Genomic DNA, 8,732 nt, shown 5'->3' on the forward strand with positions numbered 1-8,732 from the left:
CGGGGGGGTGGGGGGCTACACAAAAACCCGCTTGGGGGTTGCGCGGACGGGACGCCACCCCTGGCCATTTGGGCCCTGGCTGCGGGGGGGGGGCGGGGGCACGACCGGCCCCGCCGACTGAGGCCCGCCTCCGGGTCCCTTGCCTCGCCCTCTTCCTCTCACCCCGCCCCCCTTGCCGTGACACAGGGGCGTCGAGGCGTCGGGGTGTCGGGGCCGGGTGCCGCTCGTACACCGCCTGCGGCTGCACCTTCCCGCGGGGGACCGGGGCCGCGCGCGTCCGACATCACGCGTGTCGCGGGCGGCGCATGGCGCGCGGCGGGCGTCACGCGGCGGGCGGCCACCGAGCGCACCGCCAGGCCCCGAGTATCGCGCCACCAACCCGACTGCCACGTCGCCGCGCCTGCGCACCGCACCGCACCGCACCGCACCGCACCGCACCGGCCGTCGTATCACTCACCCCTTGACACGGCGTGAAGCCCGACTATGGTGAGCGCACTACAGAGATTCACGCTCTCGTAGTTTCTGCGACACAGTCTCTGCTTTGCCTCCCCCGCCCGGACTCGCCTCCGCCCCCAGTGGCCAGGCCCGCCGTCCGCGGCTGTGAAAGGAAACCGGTCATGACTCTCCGGAGAACCGCTGCGCTCGTGGCCGCCGCCGCCTGTGCCGCAGCCCTCACCGCCTGCGGATCCGGTTCGGCGCTGCCGACCGACAAGTCCGCCGGCGGCAAGGACCCGGCCACCGACCTGCTCTCGCGTGCCCCCGTGGGCAAGGACCTGCCGAGCACCCCCACCCTGGAGCGCATCCGCAAGAACGGCCGGCTGACGGCCGCCACTTCGGACACCGACCCGGGTTTCTCGGAGAAGAACCCGGTGACCGGGAAGTACCAGGGGTTCGAGGCGGACCTGACCGCGATGCTCGCCAAGTACCTGCTGGGCAAGCCGGAGGTCAAGCACGTCGCGATCAACGCAGACACCCGTGAGGCGCTGCTCCAGAACGGCACGGCGGACGCGGTCGTCTCCACGTACAAGATCACACCCGAGCGGCTCCGCAAGGTCGCCTTCGGCGGCCCCTACATGAACCTCGGCCAGGCGGTGCTGGTCCGCAAGAGCACATCGGACCTCACCAAGGTGTCCGACCTCGACGGACGCAAGGTGATCACGACAGCAGGCCCTTCGGTGGAGTCGCTGAAGAAGGTCGCCCCCCACGCCAAGCCGGTGGTCTTCCAGACCATCAGCCAGTGTCTCCAGGCCCTGCGCGACGGACGCGGGGACGCCTTCGTCAACAACCAGGCCGTCATCGTGGCCCGCGCCAAGAAGGACACCGCCCTGTCGGTGGCCCCCTTCACCTACGGCGCCGCCTCCTACGGCATCGGGCTGCCGAAGAACGACCCGAAGTTCACCGCGATCGTCGACGGCTTCCTGCGCACCATTGAGAAGCAGGGGCTGTGGAAGCAGTCCTGGACGGACAACGTCACGCCCCTGACCAAATCCCCCGCGCCCCAGCCACCCGCTCCGGGGAACGCGGGCGCCGCCCCCTCCGCCAAGGCATCCGCAGACTCCTGAGAGGACGGCCGTGAACGTCGTCGCCGACCACTTCGGTGAGATCCTGGCCGGGTTCGGACGTACTGTCCTGCTCACCCTGGTCAGTTTCGCCGCCGCCCTTCTCCTCGGCAGCGTGCTCGGACTCTGCCGGGTGTCGCCGCTGCGGGTACTGCGCGCGGTGGCGTCCTGCTACGTCCAGACCATCCGCAATCTGCCGCTGCTGCTGGTCGTGGTGGTGACCGTGTTCGTCCTGCCGCAGCTCGGGCTCACCCTGCCGCTGGAGACGTCGGTGACGGTCGGGCTGGCCGTCTACATCGCCAGTTACATCTGCGAGATCCTGCGCTCCGGGATGGAGACCGTACCGGCCGGACAGGTCGAGGCGGCCCGCGCCGTGGGGCTGAGCACCACCCAGTGCCTGCGGCTGGTCGTACTGCCGCAGGCACTGCGCGCCATGGTCCAACCCCTGGGCAACATGTTCATCGCCACCGCGCTGGGTACGGCCGTGGGTTCGGTGGCAGGGGTCAACGAGCTGTCCGGGGTCATCCGGCAGCTGAACGTGGAGTACGTCGAGCCGATCGCGCTGTTCGCGTCCGCGACCGTGCTCTATGTGGCGCTCACCCTGGCGGGTGGGCTGATCACCGGAGGTCTGGAGCGCCGGCTGCGGGTCCGCCGGTGAACAGGACAGAGCCGGTGAACAGGACAGAAGAGAGCACACCAGTGACCACCGGGACCAAGCCGCACGCCGGCCCCACCGACACCGACACCACCCCCGCAGCCACCGGCCGCCGACGGCGCCCCGCCGGGACCCGCCCGCTGGGTGGCGCCGCGGGGGTGCTGTTCGAACCGCCGGGAGAGCGGGGCCGCAGGCGGCGGAGGATCGCGTCGGCCGTGGCATCTGCGGTGGTGGCGCTGGGCGTCGCCGTGGTGCTCGTGCAGCTGTCCCGCCACGGACAACTGGACGGGGACCGGTGGCAGCCGCTGGGCCAGGCATCCATCCAGCAGTTCATATTCAGCGCGCTGGGCAACACCGTGCTGGCCGGTGCGGTGTCGATCGCCATCGGGCTTCCGGTGGGTGCCGTCATGGGTCTGCTGAGGCTCTCCCGGCGGCGGCTGGTCTCCGTACCGGCGGGCGCGGTGGTGGAGCTCTTCCGCTCACTGCCCCTGCTGTTCGTGGTGTATTTCTTCCTGCTCGCGCTGCCGGCGCTCGGGCTGCGTCTGCCACCGTTCTGGCAGCTCGTCATCCCCATCGTGCTGCACTCCATCGGCAACTTCGCGGAGATCTTCAGGGCCGGTGTACTCGCGCTCCCCCGTGGCCAGAGCGAGGCCGGGTACGCCGTCGGCCTGCGGCACGGACAGGTCATGCGCCTCATCGTGCTGCCGCAGGCGGTACGCGCCCTCCTGCCGACCATCATCGGACAGGCCGTGCGCGCCCTGAAGGACACCACACTGGGCTACGTGGTCAGCTACCCCGAGCTGATGCACCAGGGCAATGTACTGGGCTCCTATCTGGAGAACGACTTCCTCCAGGTCTACTTCGAGGTCGCGGTCATCTTCGTGGTGATGAACTGGCTGCTCTCCCGGCTGGCCGAGTGGGTCGAGTCGCGCACCGCGGGCCGGACCCCCGGCCGGGCCACCACGGCAGCACGACGCACAGCCGCTCTGCGCTGAGGTCCTGCGGGGGCTGAGGTCCTACAGAGGCCGAGGTCCTGCGAGGCTGCGGGCGTACGGGGCCGCGGGTATGGGCCCACGGGCCGACCGCGCTGACCGGCTCGCCGGGCCCGCCGCGGCCGGAGATGATCCGGATATGGATATCCGCCTGTCCACGGCCAAGGGCCGCTGGGTCATCCTCACCACGGTGCTCGGCTCCAGTATGGCGCTGCTGGACTCCACCGTCGTCAACGTCGCCCTGCCGCACATCGGTGACGACCTGCACGCCAAACTGGGTTCCCTGCAGTGGATCACCAACGCCTACACGGTCACCCTGGCCGGCCTGATCCTCCTGGGCGGCTCGCTCGGGGACCGGTACGGGCGGCGCAGGGTGTTCGTCACCGGAGTGGTCTGGTTCGCCGCCGGCTCACTGTTGTGCGGGGTCGCGCCCAGCGCGGAGGTGCTGATCCTCGCGCGGGCCCTCCAGGGCATCGGCGGTGCGCTGCTGACCCCGGGCTCCCTCGCCATCATCCAGGCCGGCTTCCACCCGGACGACCGCTCGAAGGCCGTCGGCATGTGGTCGGGGCTCGGCGGCATCGGATCGGCGATCGGCCCGTTCGTCGGTGGCTGGCTGGTCGACGGCCCCGGCTGGCGCTGGGTGTTCCTGATCAATCTGCCGCTCGCGGCCGTCTGCGTACCGGTCGCGCTCCGGCATGTGCCGGAGACGAAGGACCCGCGGCACCACGGCGGGTTCGACGTGGGCGGGGCCGTGCTCGGAGCGCTCGCACTGGCGCTCCTGGCCTACTCGCTCATCGGGCGGAACGGATGGGCCGGAGTGCTCGGCGTCGTCAGCGCGGTGGCGTTCGTGCTGCTGGAGAAGCGGCGGTCGGACCCGATGCTGCCGCTGTCGATCTTCTCCTCCCGGCTGTTCTCCATGGTCAACATCGTGACCCTGTGCGTGTACGCGGCGCTGGGGGGCTTCTTCTTCCTCGGCACCTTGCAGCTTCAGGTCGTGTCCGGCTACTCACCCCTGGCTGCGGGCACGGCCCTGCTGCCGACGACGGTGCTCCTGCTGTTGTTCTCGGCGAGATCCGGGCAGCTCGCCGACCGGATCGGTCCGCGGATCCCGCTGACCGTGGGGCCGCTGCTCTGTGCGGGAGGCCTGCTCCTGATGTTGAGGGTCGGCAGACACGCCTTCTACCCCACGGACGTACTCCCCGCGTTGCTGGTACTCGGATCGGGCCTGGTCACGCTTATCGCACCGCTGACCTCGACGGTGCTCTCCTCCGTGGAGACCGCGCGGGCCGGCCTCGCAAGCGGTGTGAACAACGCGGCGGCGCGGGCGGCCGGACTGATCGCGGTCGCCGCGCTGCCGTTCCTCACGGGGATGGGTCCGGAGGCGTACCGTTCGGCCACCGCTTTCGACCGGTCGTTCGACAGGGCCATGCCGATCTGTGCGGGGGTCATGGTCGTGGGCGCGGCCATCGCCTTCCTCACCGTCCGGCGGCCGACCCCGGCGGAGCCTGCGCAGCTGCGCGCGGAGCCCGAGTGCCGTATGAGCTGCGGGCTGTCCGCACCCCCGCTGGAGCAGGTCACCGCAGACACATCTCCCGAGCGGCGGCAGGCCAGGTTGTAGGTGGGTCGCACACGTCGCGTGAGCGGTTCAGCGAACGGTACGTCTACGGGGGGGGACCGCGCGCGGGCGGAACCCCCGCCCCCCGACGGACGCGCCCCGGGACAGACGTACGCCCCTGCCTCCCCCGCCCGCTTCGGCCTAGCATCTGGCTCATGCGCGACGACACACCGGACGCCAGACGACGTGCCCGGCTGAGCCGGACGTTCAACGAGGACGCGGAGCTCTACGACCGGGCCCGGCCGGGCTATCCTCCGCAGTTGTTCGACGACCTCGGCACGCTGGCCGGCATCGGGCCCGGCCGTCGGGTTCTGGAGGTCGGACCGGGTACCGGCCAGGCCACCGTGCCGCTCGCCGAGCGCGGTTGCCGGATCACCGCCGTCGAGCTGGGCGCCGACATGGCGGCCGTCGCCCGGCGCAACCTGGCCGGATTCTCGACGGTCGAGATCGTGAACGCGGACTTCGAGAGCTGGCCACTGCCGGACGAGCCGTTCGACGCGGTGGTCTCAGCCACGGCGTTCCACTGGATCGACCCCGCGGTACGGATGGCCAGGGCTGCCGAGGCACTGCGGCCGGGCGGCGCCCTGGCCGTGGTCGCCACCCAGCATGTGGCGGGCGGCAGCGAGGAGTTCTTCGCCGAGGTCCAGGGGTGCTACGAGCGCTTCGACCCGGCCACCCCAGCGGGCGTACGGCTCCTGGCGGCGCAGGACGTCGACACCTCGCGCTACCCGGACGAGGTCGCCCGCAGCGGCCGGTTCGGCCCGGTGGTTCTCCGGCGCTACCAGCGGGACCTGACGTACACCACGGCGGAGTACCTGGCGGTGCTGCGGACCTACTCCGGGCACCGGGCCCTGCCACCGGAGGCCCGGGAGGGGCTGCTTCGGTGCATCGCCGGGCTGATCGACGGACGGTACGGGGGCCGGGTCACCAAGCGGTATCTGACGGAACTGCGGGTGTCGCGCACGGTGTGACGAGCCGTCACGAGCCTTCGCCCCCGGTCAGCCCGTACGCCGTTCGGCCAGGTCGAGCCAGTGGTCGACGTCGGACGGGGCGAAGTGCCGGATGGCCCAGTCGACCATGCGCAGACTCATATGTGCCCAGGCGCGGCGCACCGTGGCCTCGGGCAGGGAGCCGATGAGGGCGTCGAGCCGCCGGGGCACCTCCGCGTCGGACGTCATGCCGTGCACACCGAAGCGCAAGGTGACGAGGTCCAGTACACGGTCCCCGCGGGCGGCGCCGTCCCAGTCCACGACGCCCGTGATCCTGCCGCCGGTCACGAGCAGGTTGCCGGGGTGGTAGTCGAAGTGCACCGCGTCGTCCCCGTCGAGGCGGTCATCGGGATGGTCGGCGGCGACCTCGGCGATCCGTCCTTCGAGGGCCCGGCTGCGGCGGCTGTGGCGGCGCAGCGGCTCATGGAGACAGTAACCCTGCCCGTCTTCGGACAAGTTGAGGGTGACGGCCGGGATCTCGGGGTGTCCGGCGAGCGCTCCGGACTGGGCCGCGTTGAGGGCGAGCGCCTGGTCGAGAAGGTCATGGCCGAGGTGATCGATCTTAGCACCGGGCAGCAACTCCTGCACCAGGATTACCGCATGGCCCACCTGCGCCGCCAACTCGGTCGCGGGGGCCGGGTATCCCGTGGCCCGGAGGGCGTCTACGACAGCGAGCGGCCCACTCCGGACGCCCGAAATTCCCACCTCAGGACGCCACTTCAGTACCGATCGGTGACCGTCCGTCCACCGTACGTATGCCGCGCCGACCTGTCCGCCGGGGCACGGGCCTTCGACGACCAGACGGACTCCGGTCTCGCGCCACAGTGCCTCCACGGTGCGTTCCGCGTCGAGCCGCTCGACACGCTCGACACGCTCACCATCCCCACGGGATCCGCTCATCGGAGCACTCTACGAACCTTGAGGGGACGAAGCACACCGGAACGGCGTTTCCGGAAGCGGCCCGGGACGGCGGGCCGTACAGGATGACCGCCCGTCAGACAGTCGGTCCGACCGCGGGCCGAAGCTCCTGACGCACCACGATCGCGTTGAGCCGGACCGCGAACGGGGCAACATCGGAGACCCCCAGCGTGCCGAGCCGGGCCTTGTCCAGACCGATGGTGGCGTCCACGCAGAAGGCGATGGCGTACACGCCCGCCTCGGCCTCCTCGTCCTGGAGGGCGAAGAACAGGTCCCGGTAGAAGCTGGTGCGGTCCACGCCTTCCTCGTAGTACGAGAGCCCCGGTTCGTCCTCCTGGGCGGCGAGGCCCGTGAAGGCGCGTACGAGCTCGGTATCGATCGTGTCCCAGAAGGAAGCGTCGGCGAGCGCGTCCGGCAGGGCCTGGCGCACCGCCTCCTTCAGGGAGACCACGATGACGCCCATCGGGGCGTGCTCCTGGAGCCCCCAGCCGCGGACCATCCTGACGACGGTTCCGTCCGGTATGGCGGCCGCGGCCTCCCGGATGTGGTCGAAGTCGAAGTTGACGGTCGCCGGGGCGATCGCTTCCTGGAACACCCGGTCGATGGCTTGGGCCTGTTCGAGATGGTCCGCACCCACATCGATGACGGTTCTGAAATTACCGGCCATGGCTCCTCCTGTGTCGCTGTGTGCTGTGCCGCTGTGTGCTGCGCCGTGCCGCATAGTGCGGTGATCCGGCGGAGGCAGTATGCCGAGCGGGCTCCACGCCTCGCAGCGGCGTCCCGATGCGCGGACGACCCGGGGGGAGGCTCCCGGGCCGCCGGTCCCGCGTCGGCGCCACCGCGCCCAACACGCCCAGCCACGCCTGGTTCGGAACTCCTTTCACGTCATCCGAACGGCCCTCACATCGAAACGATTCTGCGCAGATACGCAAAGGGGCGCCCCTGCCTCGCCCGTACCTCTTCCCGCCGGGGTCGCGAACTCGGGGCAACCGAACCGAACTTCAAATGTCTGTAAATTTCCGGTCAAGCGAAGGGCGAACCCACCCTTCGGACATCGGAACCTTGGAGGTTCGATGCGTTACGGACCAGCACTGCGCGAGGACATCTCCGCACCCGGAACCACACCGCTCATCGGGATCTACGACATGTACTCGGCCTCTGTCGCGGCCCAGCACTACGACGGATTCTTCGTCTCCGGATTCGGCTTCGCGGCCTCGCACTACGGTCTCCCGGACATCGGCTACATCGCCTGGCCGGACATGGTCGCGTTCGTGGAGCGGCTGCGTCTGGCCTTCCCCGGCCGGCACCTCCTCGTCGACATCGACGACGGTTACGTGGACCCGGAGGTCGCCTGCCATGTCGTGCAGCGCCTGGACCGGGCAGGCGCTTCCGGTGTGATCCTGGAGGACCAGAAGCGTCCCCGCCGCTGCGGGCACGCCGACGGCAAGCAGGTCCTGCCGTTCGAGGAGTATCTGGACAAGCTCAACATGGTGCTGGAATGCCGCGGCGAGATGGTCGTGGTGGCCCGCACCGACGCGGTCGAGGAGGACGACATCCTGCACCGCGCCGCCGCGCTGGCCAAGACCGACGCCGATGTGGTGCTGGTCGACGGCGTACGCAGTGTGGAGTGGATCCGCCGCATCCGGGACGTCATCGGGGACAAGCCCCTGCTCTTCAACCAGATCGCCGGCGGAAAGTCACCCCGGCTGTCGCTCCCGGAGCTGGACGCCCTGGACGTGGACGTCGCGATCTACTCCACCCCCTGCCTCTTCGCGGCTCACGAGGCCATCGACACCGCGATGCGGACGCTGAAGGCGGCGGACGGGCGCCTCCCCCGGGTCAGCGGCCCGCGGAGCGTCGGCGTACCCGAGTCGACGCAGCTGCTGGAGCGCAACATCAGCCGCCACCACGACTCACCCTCACGCCTGGGCGTCTGAAAGGTACCCGCGGCCCTCAACCGCGGGTACCCACCCAGCCCGTGCGTCCAGGTAGTTTACCGAGGGG

Annotated in this window: 8 protein-coding genes; 6 read left to right on the forward strand and 2 right to left on the reverse strand. The window is 70.4% G+C overall.

Annotated features, from left to right (window positions below):
* Nucleotides 1–617: 617 nt before the first annotated feature.
* The 5 genes from ACFXBC_RS19420 to ACFXBC_RS19440 all read left to right on the forward strand — a co-directional run bounded on the left by ACFXBC_RS19420 (nt 618) and on the right by ACFXBC_RS19440 (nt 5,792).
* On the forward strand, nt 618–1,562 hold the full coding sequence (locus tag ACFXBC_RS19420) for a transporter substrate-binding domain-containing protein (protein WP_385025397.1): 945 nt from the start codon (nt 618–620) through the stop codon (nt 1,560–1,562).
* Between the two features lie 10 nt (nt 1,563–1,572).
* Complete coding sequence (locus tag ACFXBC_RS19425) at nt 1,573–2,217, forward strand: amino acid ABC transporter permease (protein WP_385025400.1); 645 nt, start codon at nt 1,573–1,575, stop codon at nt 2,215–2,217.
* A gap of 14 nt (nt 2,218–2,231) precedes the next feature.
* On the forward strand, nt 2,232–3,209 hold the full coding sequence (locus ACFXBC_RS19430; protein ID WP_385025403.1) for an amino acid ABC transporter permease: 978 nt from the start codon (nt 2,232–2,234) through the stop codon (nt 3,207–3,209).
* Nucleotides 3,210–3,345: 136 nt separating this feature from the next.
* Complete coding sequence (locus ACFXBC_RS19435) at nt 3,346–4,824, forward strand: MFS transporter (RefSeq protein WP_385025406.1); 1,479 nt, start codon at nt 3,346–3,348, stop codon at nt 4,822–4,824.
* 152 nt (nt 4,825–4,976) lie between these two features.
* Nucleotides 4,977–5,792 (forward strand): class I SAM-dependent methyltransferase, encoded by an 816-nt coding sequence (locus tag ACFXBC_RS19440; protein ID WP_385025409.1) that lies wholly within the window; start codon nt 4,977–4,979, stop codon nt 5,790–5,792.
* Between the two features lie 27 nt (nt 5,793–5,819).
* On the opposite strand, the gene ACFXBC_RS19445 is transcribed toward ACFXBC_RS19440, so the two are convergent.
* Both ACFXBC_RS19445 and ACFXBC_RS19450 read right to left on the reverse strand, forming a co-directional pair.
* The gene (locus tag ACFXBC_RS19445; RefSeq protein WP_385025412.1) at nt 5,820–6,710 is read right to left on the reverse strand and encodes a phosphotransferase; all 891 of its coding nucleotides are present in this window, start codon (nt 6,708–6,710) and stop codon (nt 5,820–5,822) included.
* Between the two features lie 94 nt (nt 6,711–6,804).
* Nucleotides 6,805–7,395 (reverse strand): Type-2Aa cytolytic delta-endotoxin, encoded by a 591-nt coding sequence (locus ACFXBC_RS19450; RefSeq protein ID WP_385025415.1) that lies wholly within the window; start codon nt 7,393–7,395, stop codon nt 6,805–6,807.
* Nucleotides 7,396–7,801: 406 nt separating this feature from the next.
* On the opposite strand from ACFXBC_RS19450, the gene ACFXBC_RS19455 reads away from it, so the two are divergent.
* A complete protein-coding gene (locus ACFXBC_RS19455) occupies nt 7,802–8,665 on the forward strand; it encodes an oxaloacetate decarboxylase (protein ID WP_385025417.1) in 864 nt (287 codons plus the stop codon).
* The last annotated feature ends 67 nt before the right edge of the window (nt 8,666–8,732 follow it).

The sequence above is a fragment of the Streptomyces sp. NPDC059398 genome (assembly GCF_042751845.1).
Lineage (GTDB): Bacteria > Actinomycetota > Actinomycetes > Streptomycetales > Streptomycetaceae > Streptomyces.